At 71.3% G+C, this 14,068-nt stretch carries 15 protein-coding genes and 1 riboswitch; of the genes, 7 read left to right on the top strand and 8 right to left on the bottom strand.

What is annotated here, in order from left to right; all coding sequences use genetic code 11:
- Positions 1 to 89 precede the first annotated feature (89 nt).
- Positions 90 to 314: a hypothetical protein gene (locus JHW41_RS12355; RefSeq protein WP_057947681.1), complete on the top strand. Its 225-nt coding sequence runs from the start codon at positions 90 to 92 to the stop codon at positions 312 to 314.
- A 290-nt stretch (positions 315 to 604) separates the two neighbouring features.
- Here the strand turns inward: JHW41_RS12355 and JHW41_RS12350 are convergent, their stop codons facing one another.
- From JHW41_RS12350 to crcB, 7 genes are all read right to left on the bottom strand, one after another.
- Complete coding sequence (locus JHW41_RS12350) at positions 605 to 1,405, bottom strand: 2,3-dihydro-2,3-dihydroxybenzoate dehydrogenase (protein ID WP_250450407.1); 801 nt, start codon at positions 1,403 to 1,405, stop codon at positions 605 to 607.
- On the bottom strand, positions 1,402 to 2,250 hold the full coding sequence (locus JHW41_RS12345; RefSeq protein ID WP_250450405.1) for a siderophore-interacting protein: 849 nt from the start codon (positions 2,248 to 2,250) through the stop codon (positions 1,402 to 1,404). Before JHW41_RS12345 ends, JHW41_RS12350 begins: the two co-directional genes overlap by 4 nt.
- The gene (locus JHW41_RS12340; RefSeq protein WP_250450403.1) at positions 2,247 to 3,587 is read right to left on the bottom strand and encodes a condensation domain-containing protein; all 1,341 of its coding nucleotides are present in this window, start codon (positions 3,585 to 3,587) and stop codon (positions 2,247 to 2,249) included. Before JHW41_RS12340 ends, JHW41_RS12345 begins: the two co-directional genes overlap by 4 nt.
- A gap of 14 nt (positions 3,588 to 3,601) precedes the next feature.
- A complete protein-coding gene (locus JHW41_RS12335) occupies positions 3,602 to 4,480 on the bottom strand; it encodes an isochorismatase family protein (protein ID WP_250450401.1) in 879 nt (292 codons plus the stop codon).
- A complete protein-coding gene (locus tag JHW41_RS12330; protein WP_250450399.1) occupies positions 4,477 to 6,135 on the bottom strand; it encodes a (2,3-dihydroxybenzoyl)adenylate synthase in 1,659 nt (552 codons plus the stop codon). The genes JHW41_RS12335 and JHW41_RS12330 overlap by 4 nt, the downstream gene beginning before the upstream one ends.
- Positions 6,132 to 7,442: an isochorismate synthase gene (locus tag JHW41_RS12325; RefSeq protein WP_250450397.1), complete on the bottom strand. Its 1,311-nt coding sequence runs from the start codon at positions 7,440 to 7,442 to the stop codon at positions 6,132 to 6,134. The genes JHW41_RS12330 and JHW41_RS12325 overlap by 4 nt, the downstream gene beginning before the upstream one ends.
- Positions 7,443 to 7,959: 517 nt before the next feature.
- Entirely contained in the window at positions 7,960 to 8,355 is a 396-nt protein-coding gene (gene crcB, locus JHW41_RS12320) for a fluoride efflux transporter CrcB (RefSeq protein ID WP_250450395.1), read from the bottom strand.
- A 92-nt stretch (positions 8,356 to 8,447) separates the two neighbouring features.
- A riboswitch (Fluoride riboswitch) is annotated at positions 8,448 to 8,526 on the bottom strand.
- Between the two features lie 261 nt (positions 8,527 to 8,787).
- On the opposite strand from crcB, the gene JHW41_RS12315 reads away from it, so the two are divergent.
- From JHW41_RS12315 to JHW41_RS26970, 5 genes are all read left to right on the top strand, one after another.
- On the top strand, positions 8,788 to 9,243 hold the full coding sequence (locus JHW41_RS12315; RefSeq protein ID WP_250450393.1) for a CopL family metal-binding regulatory protein: 456 nt from the start codon (positions 8,788 to 8,790) through the stop codon (positions 9,241 to 9,243).
- A 175-nt stretch (positions 9,244 to 9,418) separates the two neighbouring features.
- Positions 9,419 to 11,254 carry a copper resistance system multicopper oxidase gene (locus tag JHW41_RS12310; RefSeq protein ID WP_250450391.1) on the top strand — a complete coding sequence of 612 codons (1,836 nt, stop codon included), beginning with the start codon at positions 9,419 to 9,421 and terminating at the stop codon, positions 11,252 to 11,254.
- Positions 11,251 to 12,390 (top strand): copper resistance protein B, encoded by a 1,140-nt coding sequence (locus JHW41_RS12305; protein ID WP_250450382.1) that lies wholly within the window; start codon positions 11,251 to 11,253, stop codon positions 12,388 to 12,390. The genes JHW41_RS12310 and JHW41_RS12305 overlap by 4 nt, the downstream gene beginning before the upstream one ends.
- Before the next feature lie 12 nt (positions 12,391 to 12,402).
- Positions 12,403 to 13,167 carry a c-type cytochrome gene (locus tag JHW41_RS12300; protein WP_250450379.1) on the top strand — a complete coding sequence of 255 codons (765 nt, stop codon included), beginning with the start codon at positions 12,403 to 12,405 and terminating at the stop codon, positions 13,165 to 13,167.
- A gap of 48 nt (positions 13,168 to 13,215) precedes the next feature.
- A complete protein-coding gene (locus JHW41_RS26970) occupies positions 13,216 to 13,341 on the top strand; it encodes a DUF6053 domain-containing protein (protein WP_425608180.1) in 126 nt (41 codons plus the stop codon).
- 89 nt (positions 13,342 to 13,430) lie between these two features.
- On the opposite strand, the gene JHW41_RS26965 is transcribed toward JHW41_RS26970, so the two are convergent.
- Positions 13,431 to 13,523: a DUF6053 domain-containing protein gene (locus JHW41_RS26965; protein ID WP_425608179.1), complete on the bottom strand. Its 93-nt coding sequence runs from the start codon at positions 13,521 to 13,523 to the stop codon at positions 13,431 to 13,433.
- Positions 13,524 to 13,635: 112 nt separating this feature from the next.
- Here JHW41_RS26965 and JHW41_RS12295 point away from each other — a divergent pair, with 112 nt between their 5' ends.
- Positions 13,636 to 14,064 (top strand): hypothetical protein, encoded by a 429-nt coding sequence (locus JHW41_RS12295; RefSeq protein WP_057947690.1) that lies wholly within the window; start codon positions 13,636 to 13,638, stop codon positions 14,062 to 14,064.
- Positions 14,065 to 14,068: the final 4 nt, after the last annotated feature.

Below are 14,068 nucleotides of genomic sequence, written 5' to 3'. Positions count from 1 at the left end.
GTCTGTGCGCAACCGCCGGCTAGGACGACACCGGCGAGCGGCCCGCAGGATGTGCGGGCGAGCGTCGTCTGCTCAACGAGGATCCGATCATGGCTAGCATCGATTACGCCGGTTACGGCGTGTGGAACAGCACCAACGACGTCACCAGCAAGGTCCGCCAGCAGTACAGCGCCGGCCAGCGCACCTTCATCGCCAACAACGGCGATTACGGCGATCCGTCGCCGGGCGATCGCAAGTACCTGTACATCGTCTGGAACAGCTCCGACAGCGGCGTGGTCGGCGAGGACGACAGCCGCGGCATCACCGTGCCGTAAGTGCAGGCGTCGCCTCGGTAGATTTCGCATAACGCGAAGATCACGGGATCTCACGAGCGCCGGTCGGTATGACCGGCGCTTGTGTGTTTGGCCTTTCACTGGCTCGCGTGCGCGCTTCCATGCGCACGGCCTTAGGGGCCGCCAGCGCGTGCTCCATCTGGGATCGCGTCAGCGCCAACAACCACGACTTTTGCAACCCGTTTCAGCAACGAAACATCCCGCTACGGTTCGCCGTCGGCGGATTCTCGACGGGCGACTCCCCTGCCCGCCGCCCCGCTCAACGCCAAGCCTCACGCATCCAACGTCGCCCCGCCGTCCACGCGCAGATCGTGCAGGGTGATGTGGCGCGCACGGTCCGACAACAGGAAGCAGACCGCCTCGGCCACGTCGTCGGGCTCGGCGATGCGGCCGAGCGGAATGCCGATGCGGAAGCGCTCGCCGTCGCCGCGCAGGATCCGCTGACGCGCCGCTTCGTCGGCGGCGAAGGCGCGCTGCATGGCGGTGTCGGTGGAACCGGGCGAGACGACGTTGCAACGCACGCCGCACGGCGCGAGCTCCAAGGCCAGGCAACGCAGGTACTGGGTCGCCGCGGCTTTCGAGGCGGCATAGGCCGACATGCCGGTGCGCGGCGCGGCGGCCGCGTTGGAACCGACCGCGACGATGCTGCCGACGCGGCGCTCGCGCATGCGCGAAGCAACGGCGCGAGTGGTGGCGAACACGCCGCGGGCGTTGACCGCCATGCACGCATCCCAGTCGTCGGGATCCAACTCGACAGCCGCGCCGACGCGCAGGATGCCGGCGACATGCGCCAGGTGCGCGATCGGCCCCAGTTCGTTCTCGATCCGCGCCACCGCCGCCTCGACCGCGCCGATGTCGGCGACGTCGCAGGCCTGCGTCGACACCTGCGCCCCCTGCCCGCGCAGCGCCTGCGCCGTCGCCTGCAATCGCGCCTGGTCGCGATCCATCAGCGCCAGCCGCGCGCCCTCCCCCGCCAGCCGCGCCGCCGTCGCCGCGCCGATCCCCTGAGCCGCGCCGACCACCAGGGCGACGCGCCCGGCGAACTCCCCTGCCCCGTCTTGTCGCGCGTTCACGCCGACGCCCCCTGCAACGCGTCGGCCTGCGCTTCGAATTCATCCATGATCCGGTGGCGCTCGTCGTGGTAGCGCTCTTCGTCCCAACGGTCCTTCCAATACGGAACCGCGTACATCATCGCGCGCGGCACGCCGCGTTCGCGCGCGAGCAGGTCGCGGATCGCCACCACCTGCGCGCTTTCGCCGGCCAAGGTCGCCGACACCGTTTCGCCGTCGTGCCACGGCAGTTCGCGCACCGCCTCCAGCAGCCGCCGGCTAGCGCCGGCCGGGGCGCCGTCGCGCGAGAACCAGCGCGCCTGCAGCCGCGGATGCGCGGGCAAGGGCTGGATCTCGCCGGCATCGGGCGCTTCCAGCAAGGCATCGATGCGCGCGTGCGCCGGCAATTGCGCGATCACCGCGCAGATCAAGGCGTAGCTGCTGGGATCGCCGACCAGCAGATGACGGCCGGCCTGCGCGCGGAACAACGCCGGCCCGCCGGGACCGGCCACGCCGAGCGCATCGCCCGGCCGCGCCGCAGCGGCCCAGCGCGAGGCCGGGCCGTCGTCGCCGTGCAGCACGATGTCGATGTCGAGCTCGGCCGCGGCCGGATCGATCCGCGCCACGGTGTAGGTGCGCACCGCCGGCCGCGCCGCGCCGGGCGGCCACACCGGCCCGTGTTCGCCGAACTCCGGCAACACCGGCGTCTGCCCGGCCTCGGCCGGCAGAAACAGCTTGATGTGCGCGCCTTCGCTGCCGGCCGGAAAGCCGTCGAGCTCGCGCCCGCCGACGGTGATCCGGCGCATCCGCGCGGTGCGCTGGGCGATACGCAACACCCGCAGCAGGCGCGCGCGCGGACGCGCGCTCATGCGGCCTCGCGCGCGAGCGCGCCGTGCAACTGGTCCAGGCGCAATGAGGAATCCGCCAGCGCCGCCCGCATCGTCGCGACCAAGGCGCGATGGTGCGCGTCCAGCGTCGCCGCGTCGTAAGCTTGCGGGTTGGCTTCGATATCGAAGCGCACGCCGTCGGCCAGCGGCGACACGGTCAGGTCGAGATCCTCGACCGAGCCCACCGATACCGGATGCGCGCGGCTGCGCAGGCCGTCGAACACGAAGCCGCGATCGAACGGCATCAGGTTGAGCACCGGCCCGTACAGTTGCGCGTGGCTGTCGCCCAGGCCGAGGTCCTGGCGCAGCCATTCGTAGTTGTAGCGCTGGTGCGGGCGCAGTTCGCGCAATTCGGCGGCGACCGCGCGCGCCAGTTCGGCGAAGCTCCACTGCGGCTGCAGGCGCAAGCGCAGCGGCACCACGTTCATGCCCATGCACGGCACGCCCAGCGCCGCCGAGCCGAGCCGGTTCATCACCAGCAGCCCCAGCGAAATCGCGTCGTTGCCGCTGCGCGCGCGCATCCAGGCGAACACCGCGGCGATCAGCCATGCCGACCAGTCCACGCCGAGCGCGCGCGCCGCGTGATGCCAGCGCTGGTGCTCGCCGGCCGGCAGCTGCAGGCGCGAAGAACGCGCGCTGTCGTCGGGCGCGCACTTGGGCCCGAGCGTGACCGGTTCGGCACGATCGGCGCAGCGCTGCAGCCAGAACTCGCGGCTGCGCGCGGATTCGGGCGACGCGCGATAGCGCGCTTCCTCGGCGACCAGCGGCGCAAGCGACCAGTCGCGCGCGGCCGCCGCCGCGCGGCCGCCGGTCCGGGCCGAATACAACTCGGCGACGCGGTGGATCAGCAGCAGATAGGCGAAGCCGTCGAGCGCGATATGGTGCGCGCGCAAGTACCACAGGTGGCGCTGCGCGCCCAGGCGGATCAGCGCGGTCGCGAACAGCGGGCGCCGGGCCAGGTCGGCCGGGCGCAGCAGGTCTTCGCGCATCCAGCGCCAGGCGCTGTCCCATGGCTGGTCGCAGCCGGCGTAGTCTTCGCGGCCGATCACCACGCTGCGCGATTCGCGTAAGCGCTGGACGACATCGGCGCCCTCGCCTTCGTAGCGCATGTGCAGCGCGTCGCAGGCTTGCAAGGTTTCGCGGATCGCCGCTTCCAGCGCCGCCTCGTCGAGCGGGCCTTCCAACTCCACGGCTTCGGCGGTCCACAACGCCGGACTGTCGGGGTCGAGTTGTTGCGCCGACCACATGCCCAGTTGCGGGCCGGTGAGCGGCAGCGCGGCGTCGGAGGACGGGCTGTCGGGCTTCACGCTACTCGACATCAGGCTCCCGGCCATCAGGCCGCCCGCCGCTGCTGGATCAGTTCCCACCATTGCGCCACGCTGCCGCGCTCTGCCAGTTCGACCAGACCGATGCGCTCGCCGCGCGCCGACCAACGCTCCAGCAGGGTCATCATCCGGATCGAATCCAGCCCGGCCTCGAAGGGATTGTCGTCGGCGCCGATCTCGGCGAGCGGACGCTCCATGATCAGCGCCAGTTCGGTGCGCAGCGCGGTCAGGCTCGCCGGCAGGCCGGCGGCGTCGGCCAGCGCCTGCGCGCAGTCGGCGCGGCCGAGCACCACGCCGCAGCGGCGCGACACGTAATCCAGCGCCATCTGGTGTTCTTGCGCGGAAAAATCGGCCACCGCGTCGGCGACCAGGAACGGCTGGATATCGTGCATGAAGGCGTCGGCCACGGTCATCATGCAGCCGATGTGGGCGTAGATGCCGCAGACGATGAGCTGGTCGCGGCCTTGTTCGCGCATCCGCTGGCGAAGATCGCTGGAGACGAAGGCGCTGTAGCGCCACTTGGTCAGCACGGTGTCGTGCGGGCGCGGCGCGATCGGCGCGGCGACCGGCGCCAGTTGCGGCTGGGCGGTGATGCCCGGTCCCCACCACGGCTGCAGCAGGCCGCGCTGCTGCGCGCTCTGCACCGGCGGCTGGGCGGTGTAGACCACCGGCACGCCGGCATCGTCGCAGGCGTCGCGCAGCGCGCGCACGTTCTCCAGCAACTGCGGCACCGGCGCCTGGCTCTGATCGTAGAACGCCAGGAAATACTCTTGCAGGTCGTGGATCAGCAGCACCGCGCGCGCGGGCTCCGGGCGCCAGTCGACCCGGTTGGACGGCCACTGCTGCGGGCCGGGCATGGGATAGGTCGCGATCTTCGGAATGGTCATGGCGAGACTTCGGCGGTAGCGGATTCGGGGAAGGAAGCGACGGCCGGCGGCGCGAAGCGCGCGCGCAGGGCCTTCTTGTCGATCTTGCCGACCGCGGTGCGCGGCAGCTCGGCCAGGAATTCGACGCGGTCGGGAATCTTGTAGGCGGCGATGCCGCGTTCGCGCAGGAACTGCGCCAACTCGCGCGGCGTGGCCTGGGCCGGCTCGCGCAGCGTCACGAACGCGCAGGACTTCTCGCCGAGAAAGCGATCGGGCATCGCCACCAGCGCGGCGTCGAACACCGCCGGATGCGCCAGCAGATAGCCTTCGATTTCCTCGGCCGCGATCTTCTCGCCGCCGCGGTTGACCTGGTCCTTGGCCCGGCCTTCGACGATCAGATGCCCGCTGGCGAGCCGGCGCACGCGGTCGCCGGTGCGATAGAAGCCGTCGGCGGTGAACGCGCGCGCGTTGTGCGCTTCGGCGCGGTAATAGCCGCGGATCGTGTACGGCCCGCGGGTCAGCAGATGGCCGATCTCGCCGGGCGCGACCTCGACGTCTTCGTCGTCGACGATGCGGATCTCGTCGTCGCCGCTGATCGGCCGTCCCTGCGTGCCCAGCACGAATTCCTCGCCGTCCTCGTCGCGGGTGTAGTTGACCAGCCCTTCGGCCATGCCGAACACCTGCTGCAGGCGGCAACCGAACGCCGCCGGCACGCGCCGGGCGACATCGCCGGCCAGGTGCGCGCCGCCGATCTGGATGCAGCGCAGGCTGCCCAAGTCGTAGCGCGCCCGCGCGCGCGATTCCAGCCACGCCAGCGCCAGGGCCGGCACCAGCGCAGCCAGGGTGACGCGCTCGCGCTGGATCAGGGCGAAGCACGATTCGGCGTCGCCCTGCCGCGCCAGCACCACGCAGCCGCCGGCATGGAACACGCCGAGCGCGCCGGGCGAGCTCATCGGGAAATTGTGCGCGGCCGGCAAGACGCACAGGTAGACGGTCTCGCCGTCCAGGCCGCAGATGCGCGCGCTCTCGCGCACGCTGTACAAATAGTCGTCGTGGGTGCGCGGGATCAGTTTGGGCACGCCGGTGCTGCCGCCGGACAACTGCAGGAAGGCGAACTCGGCCGCGTCCGGGCCGTCGCCTTGCAGCGGTTCGTCGAGCAACGCGTGGAAGGCGTGGAATTCCTCGGCCTCGCCGATCACGACCACCTCGCGCAGGCCGGTATGTTCGGCGCGCAGTTCGCGGATCATCGCGCGGCAGTCGAAGCCGCCGTCGCGGTCGGCGATCACGCAGGCGCGTACGTCGGCGTGGCCGACGAAATAGCCGATCTCGGCGCGGCGATGCGCCGGCAGCGCGAACACCGGCAGCGCGCCGAGCAGGAACAGCGCGTGGCAGGCGACGTAGTATTCGCCGATGTTCGGCAGTTGCAGCAGCACCCGGTCGCGCGGCGCGACGCCGATGCGGCGCAGGCCCGCGGCGAATCGGCGTGCGTCGCGATCCAGTTGCGCGTAGCTCCAGCGCCGTTCGCCGCAGATCACGGCGGTGCGTTCGGGATGTTCGCGCGCACCGCGGGCCAGGCCGGCGTAGAGGTTCTCGCCGATCCAGTAACCGCGCTCGCGATAGCGCGCGGCGAATTCGTCCGGCCAGGCCACGCAGCCGTCCAGCGGCGCGGCGCTCATGCCCTGCCCTCGGCCTCGGCCACGTGCGCCAGCCCCATCGCGCCGAGCATGGTGCGCAGCTTGGCCGTGGTCTCGGCCAGTTCGGCCTCCGGCTGCGAGCCGGCGACGATGCCGGCGCCGGCGAACACCGTCGCGCGGTGTTCCTCGACCAGGGCGCAGCGGATCGTCACCGCCCATTCGCCGTCGCCTTCGCTGTCGCACCAGCCGACCAGGCCGGTGAACAGGCCGCGGTCGTAGCCTTCCAGTTCGCGGATCGTGCGCCGCGCCGGCTCGGTCGGATAGCCGCACACCGCCGGGGTCGGATGCAGCGCCAGCGCCAGCCGCAGCGAACTGGTCGCCGGGTCGCGCAGCACGCCGTCCACGCGCGTGGACAGGTGCCACATGGTCGGCGTGGCCAATAGCGAAGGCGCGGCCGGCACCTGCAGTTCGCGGCAGAACGGGCGCAGCGCCGCGGCCACGTCCTCGATCACCAGCGCGTGTTCGTGCAGGTCCTTGGCCGACTGCAGCAGGCCCTCGGCGCGGCGGCGGTCTTCGTGCGGGTCGGCGCTGCGCGGGATCGAACCGGCCAGCGGATTCGACACGATCCGCGCGCCGCGCTTGGACAGCAGCAACTCGGGGCTGGAACCGATCAGGCAGGCGGCCGGACCGCCGGCGCCGGCCAGATCCATGGCGAAGGTGTAGGCCGAAGGCGCGCGCGCCAGCAACTGCGCGAGCAATTGCGCCACCTCGACCCGCGCATCGATGCGCAGGCTGCGCGACATCACCACTTTACGCAGCCCGCCGTCGTGGATGCGTTGCAGCGAGCGCTCGACGTTGCGCTTGAACTGCGCCGGCGCAGGCACCGGCTGGACGTTCGGCTCGATTCGGTCCGCATGGCGGGCCTCGCCGTGGACGGCGCCGCGGTGGCGCGCGCGCCCGGCCGCGAACGCGGCCTGCGCCGGCACCCACAGCCGCGCGGGCTGGCCGCCTTCGAACGGCACCGCGCCGAGCAGCGGCAAGCGCCCGGCTTCGGCCGCGACCTGCGCCAGCAAACGCTCGCTGGCGCCGGCGAGATCGTCGTCGCTGGCGCGCGTCAACGGCTGCAGCACGCCGCGCGCATGCAGCTGCGTGTGGCTGGAGGAGAACAGCGAATCGTGCGCGCGGTAGCTCGACAGCAAGGCTGGCGCGGCGAAGGCCTCGGCCGGTTCATGGCTGGACGCGGATGCGTCGAAGCCGCCGAGTCCCGAATCGCCCACATTGGATTCGCCCGCATTGGATTCGCTGGCGGGAACCGGCGCGAGCGGCGCCAATTGGGCTTCTTCGCTCATCGCCGCGCTCCTGCGCGCGCGACGGCGCGATCGCCGCGAGGATCGTGGAACGAGAAAGGCGAAAAACGGAAAGCTGGCGTCGCGCAAGCCGCGCGGGAGAATGCGTTCAAGAGGCACCTGCAGGCTCTGGGGTCGAGAGCTTGCGGGCGGGAACGCCGGCTGGCCGGAAATGGACGAGCCGTGAGTACGTCGTCCGTGTGAGTGGGAATTATGCCACTTGCGCTGGGCCGGGCAAGCGCTTGCGCGCCGTGCGCGGGATGAACGAAATCGCGCGTACGGCCGCGTGTGCGCATATGCCGGACGCGGCGGCCGATCGATGCGATAGGCATCACAGCCGTACAAATCCGGTTTGCGACCTCTATCGCGCTTTCACTCGCACGACACGCATCCGCGAACCATGACGCCGACCGCGAGCGATCCGCGCCGGCGCGCCGACGACGTCGCGGCCGTCATCGCCGAGCCGGCGGGCCGCGGCGCTTGCGGCACTTCTGAGCGGACAGGCGCGGGCGCGCGCCGTTCATGCCGCCGCGCCCGCCAGCCACCGCAACAGTCCGCGCACCGCCATCACCCCGGCCAGCGTCGCCAGCAGCGAAGCGCCGACGTGCGCGGCCACGATCGCCCCGGCCCAGCCGTACTCGCCGCGCAACAGCAGGCTGGACGTCTCGGCCGAGAACGTCGAAAACGTGGTCAGGCCGCCGAGAAAGCCGGTGGTCAGGGCCAGCCGCAAGGCCAGCGGCAGGGTTTCGTATTGGGCGAACACCGCCATCAGCACGCCCATCAACAACCCGCCCAGGGCGTTGGCGGCCAGGGTGCCCATCGGAACGGTCGGGAACAGCGGGTTCAGGGCCAGGCCGAGCCACCAGCGCAACAACGCGCCCAGGCCCGCGCCGATGAAGATGCTCACAGCCGACATGCCATCCACGCGCTCGGACTCCTCACGGTTTGCAAGGAGCGCGCGCGGCGGGTATCGACTGGACGGCGACACGCCTGCGCACCCGCGGTCCGGGGTGGGCAGGCATCATCAGCCTTGGCGGCGGTTCGCCTGTCGCGACAGGACCGGAGGAATGCCATCTCCGCCGGTCATGCTACCGCAGCGGCAAATCCGCGAACAAGCGCGGGGTCGGCGCCGGTCGCGCCCGCTCCCGGCCCTGCCGGCAGCGGGCGAAACGATGGTGTCGCGAACCCTCGGCGGCGCGCCGAAATGAACGCCGCACGCAACCTTCCTACTCAGGAAGGTTGCACCATCGCCGGCCATTGCGTGCACAATGAGCTTCGTTCGACCGCGTGACCGCGTCTCGCCGCCGTTCGCCGCTCCCATCGCACTCCACTTGCCCCGCCCTCGCGCATGTCCTTTCTTTCGCTGCTGCTGCGCCTGTCGCTGATCGTCGCGTTGAGCCTCAACGGCTACGCGTCGGCGGCGATGATCGCCAGCGGCGGCCACGCGATGGGCCCGCATACGGCGATGACGGCCGCGCCCGCCGCGGACCCGGCGATGGCCGACTGCCACGAAGGCATGGACCTGCCGGCGATGGCGCATGCCGATGGCCCGATGCAGCATCACGGCGCCGCGCCCGGCTCCATGCCCGATTCCACGCCGCACCCCGGCGACCCGGCCGCCCCGCACGAGGGCGACTGCTGCGGCAAATTCGCTTGCCAGTGCGATTGCCTGCAGGCCGCCAGCATCGCCCACGCGGTCGTGCCGTTGCCGCCGCGCCTGGACGAAATCGCGCCGGCGCTGCCGAACGCGCACGCGCCGCCCAGCGGCGTGCTGAGCCTGCCGATCCGCCCGCCCATCGCCTGATTCGCGACCGCCGGCCCTGCGCCGGCCCACGGCCGTACGCGCCCGCGGCGAACGCCGCGCGCCGTCGCCGTTCGCTCGCACGCGCGCCGCGCCGCCACCCGGCCGGCCCTCGCATCGCTTGCCGCGATCCAGATCGCGGCGCTTCCCACTCGCCGGCAACGGCACGGAAGGTCCAATGAATTCACGCATTCCCCCTTACGGCGCGCCGCTCGACCGCAGCCGCCGCCGCTTCGTCGCCGGCCTCGCCGCCGGCGGCGCCATCGCCGGCAGCGGCCTGTGGCGCGGCGCGTTCGCCGCGCCGATGGCGCACGCCCCGCGCGTTCTCAGCGGCACCGAATTCGATCTCGACATCGGCGCCACCCAGGTCAACTTCACCGGCCGCGTGCGCCCGGCGGTGACCGTCAACGGCAGCCTGCCGGCGCCGATCCTGCGCTGGCGCGAAGGCGACACCGTGACCCTGCGCGTGGCCAACCGCCTGCGCGAGGGCATGACTTCGATCCATTGGCACGGGCTGATCCTGCCGGCCAACATGGACGGCGTGCCGGGCCTGAGCTTCGACGGCATCCGCCCCGGCGAGAGCTACGTCTATCGCTTCCGGGTCGGCCAGTCCGGCACCTACTGGTACCACAGCCACTCGCTGTTCCAGGAACAGGCCGGCCTGTACGGCGCGATCGTCATCGATCCGCGCGAGCCGCATCCCTACCGCTACGACCGCGAGCACGTACTGCTGCTGTCGGACTGGACCGACCTGGAACCGGCCGCGCTGTTCCGCCGGCTCAAGCAGATGTCCAGCTACGACAACTACTACAAGCGCACCGTCGGCGACGCGCTGCGCGACGTGCGCGACAAGGGCCTGGCCGCGACCCTGCGCGACCGCGGCGAATGGGGCCGCATGCGCATGACCCCGACCGACCTGTCCGACGTCAACGGCCACACCTACACCTACCTGCTCAACGGCGCCACCCCGGCCGGCAACTGGACCGGCCTGTTCAAGCCCGGCGAGAAGGTGCTGCTGCGCTTCGTCAACGGCTCGGCGATGACCTACTTCGACGTGCGCATCCCCGGCCTGAAGATGACCGTGGTCGCCGCCGACGGCATGCCGGTGCATCCGGTCAGCGTCGACGAGTTCCGCATCGCCGTGGCCGAGACCTACGACGTCATCGTCGAGCCGTCCGGCCAGGACGCCTACACGATCTTCTGCCAGGACAACGCCCGCACCGGCTACGTGCGCGGCACCCTGGCGGTGCGCCAGGGACTGGAAGCGGAGGTGCCGCGCACCGATCCGCGCCCGCTGCTGACCATGGAGGACATGGGCCACGGCGGCATGGGCGGGCACGGCGGCCACGACATGTCGCAGATGAAGGGCATGGAGGGCGGTTGCGGCGGCAACATGGGCGGCGCCAAGTCCAAGGGCATGGAAGGCGGCTGCGGCGCCAACATGGGCGGCGGCAACGGCATGGCCGGCATGGACCAAGCCGGCATGAACCACGGCGCCGGCGCGAAACCGGGCGGCGACGAGCGCCTGATCGACATGCGCGCGATGAGCGTATCGCCCAAGCTCGACGACCCCGGCATCGGCCTGCGCGGCAACGGCCGCAAGGTGCTGACCTACGCCGACCTGCACAGCGTGTTCCCCGACCCGGACGGCCGCGAACCCGGCCGCGAGATCGAGTTGCACCTCACCGGCCACATGGAGAAGTTCGCCTGGTCCTTCGACGGGCAGAAATTCATGGGCGCGGAACCCATTCGGCTGACCTACGGCGAGCGGCTGCGCATCGTCCTGGTCAACGACACCATGATGACCCACCCGATCCACCTGCACGGCCTGTGGAGCGACCTGGAGAACGACAAGCAGGAATTCCAGGTGCGCAAGCACACCGTCGACATGCCGCCGGGAACGCGCCGCAGCTACCGCGTGCGCGCCGACGCGCTCGGCCGCTGGGCCTTCCACTGCCACCTGCTCTACCACATGGAAGCGGGCATGATGCGCGAAGTGAGGGTCGAAGAATGAAGACGACCGCACGCCTGCCCCGCTCCGCCCTGGCCCTGGCGCTGTCGTTCGCCGGCGTCGCCGGCGCACAGCAGCACGATCATGCCGCGCATGCGACCGACGCGGCGCCCGCGGCCGCAATGGATCGTTCGCGAATGAACCATTCGTACACCGGCAAGAAAACGCCGGCGAAGACGGCCGCCGCGCAGTCGAAAGCGGCCGCTGCGCAGGTGAACCACTCGCAGATGGATCATTCCAGGATGGACCACTCCGGCCCTGCGGCGCCTGCCGCCGCATCCGAGCCGGACGCGGCGATGGATCGCTCCAAGATGGACCACTCGCAGATGGACCATTCGAAAATGGACCATTCGAAAATGGACCATTCGAAAATGGACCATTCGCAGATGGGCCACGGCGCCGCGCCGCGCACCGACGCGCCGCAGCGACCGCGCGAGCCGATCCCCGCGGTCACCGACGCCGACCGCGCCGCCGCGTTCCCGCCGATCAGCCTGCACATGCAGCACGCGCCCGAGTTCGGCCGCATGGTGGTGTTCAACCGCCTGGAAGCGGTCGATGCCGAACACGGCAGCGCCCAGGCCTGGGAAGGCCAGGCCTGGTTCGGCAACGACACCGACCGCCTGTGGCTGCGCAGCGAAGGCGAGCGCGAGGACGGCCGCACCGAATCGGCCAACCTGGAGGCGCTGTACGGCCGCGCGATCTCGCCGTGGTGGGACGTGGTCGCCGGCGTGCGCCACGACTTCCGCCCCGAGCGTTCGCAGACCTGGGCCGCGTTCGGTCTGCAGGGGCTGTCGCCGTACAAGTTCGAAGTGTCCGCCACCGCCTACCTCGGCGAACGCGGCCAGAGCGCGCTCAACCTGGAGGCCGAGTACGAGCTGCTGCTGACCAACCGCCTGATCCTGCAGCCGCTGGTCGAAGTCGAGTTCTACGGCAAGGACGATCCGCGCCGCGAGACCGGCGCCGGCCTCAGCAGCGCCGAAGCCGGGCTGCGCCTGCGCTACGAGTTCAGCCGCAAGTTCGCGCCGTATATCGGCGTGAGCTGGGAGCGCGCGTTCGGCGACACCGCCGACTACCGGCGCGCGCACGGCGAACGGATCGAGGACACCCGCCTGGTCGCCGGCGTGCGGCTGTGGTTCTGAAGGAGCGCGCCGATGAACGCTTTCCTTCGAACCGGCCTGTGGCTGGGCGGCGCGGTCTTGACCGCGGGCGCAGCCGGCGTCGCGGCGCTGTGGTCGGGAATCTATGACGTCGGCGCCGACGCGCCGCACACGCGGCCGGTGTACGCCGTGCTCGAGTACGCGCGCGCGCGTTCGGTGGCGACGCGCGCGAGCGCGATCGCGGTGCCGGCCGATCTCGACGACGCCGAACGCGTGCGCCGCGGCGCCGGCAACTACGCGGCGATGTGCGCCGGCTGCCACCTGACCCCGGGCGCCGGTCCCAGCGAACTGTCGCGCGGGCTGTATCCGGCGCCGCCGAACCTGTCGCGGCGCGAAGTCGATGCCGCGTCCGCGTTCTGGACGATCAAGCACGGCATCAAGGCCTCGGGCATGCCGGCTTGGGGCGGCAGCATGGACGACGCCCACCTGTGGGACCTGGTCGCCTTCCTCGGCCGGCTGCCTTCGCTGGACGCGCAGGGCTATCGCGAACTGGTCGCGCGCAGCGACGGCCATTCGCACGGCGGCGGCGAGGACGCGTCCGGGCATGGCGCCATGGGCAGGCATGCGCATGGCGACGACGCCCGGTCCGGCGCGGACGATGCGCAGGGACACGACGCCGGCGCGGGCGATGCCGGCGCCGGCGGACATGCGCATACGCACGACGACGCGCATCCGCCCGCACCGCGGGACAGCGCCAAGGCCGCGCCACCGACCGAGGACGCGCACACCCACCGCGACGGCCGATCGCACCGGCACTGACCCGGCCGGACCGGCTCCGCTTCATAGCGGAGCCGGTCCTGGGAGTTTGTGGCGAGCGGCGGAGCCGATACCGGAAGTTCCGTGGCGATCCGAAAGGAAAGCGTCGGGCCTGAAGGCCCTCCCACGACAGCGGTCGGGCCGCACATCGCCGCAGATAGAGCCAGCCAGCTTTGAATAGAGCCAGCCAGCCTTACTGGAACCGGCCAGCTATATAGAGACGGCCAGTTTTGTAGAGACGGCCAGCTTTGTAGAGCCAGCGAGCTTTACTGGAGCCAGCCAGCTTTGCCGAAGCCGGCCGCCTTCGCTGTTGTGGGAGGGCCTTCAGGCCCGACGCCTTCCTCCCAGCCGCCACGCACTCGCTGAACGGCGCACTGCGTCGCACTCCCCTGCCGCCGCACTCGGCTTGGGCCCCCGCAAACGCGCGGCTATGATGTCGCTCAAGCCATCATCGCGGCCGAGGAGCCAGCCATGTCGATCAACTCCAAGGCCCGTCGCGACGCCAAGAAGCGCAAACTCGCCCGCGCCCGTCCGGTCGCGGCGGTGGGCGCCAGCATCGAGCCGCACGCGGAGCTGCGCGATACCGACGGCCGCCTGCTCGGCGGCATCGTCCGCCGCGACGGCGAATGGACCCTGGGCCTGGGCGGCCGCATCGTCGGCGGCTCCGAGAGCGCGGCGCGGGTGCTGGCCCTGCTCGAACGCGCCGCGTCGCTGCACCGGCGCGAAGGCCGCCAGGTCAGCCTGGGCTGCTCCAGCGCGTTGCGCCGCGCCGCCGACCAGGAACTGGCCGAGCGCGGACTGAGCTCCGAGCAGTTCCGCGAGGAATTGGAGAAAGAGCTGGCGATCGACCCGCCGCCCGCGCTCAACGTCGTCGCCGACGCCGGCGACGCCCGCCACTGAAACG

Origin of the sequence: Lysobacter enzymogenes, from assembly GCF_023617245.1 — a bacterium.
GTDB classification, from domain to species: domain Bacteria; phylum Pseudomonadota; class Gammaproteobacteria; order Xanthomonadales; family Xanthomonadaceae; genus Lysobacter; species Lysobacter yananisis.
Note: the sequence above shows the minus strand (reverse complement) of the source record. Positions and strands in the feature narration are given on the sequence as shown.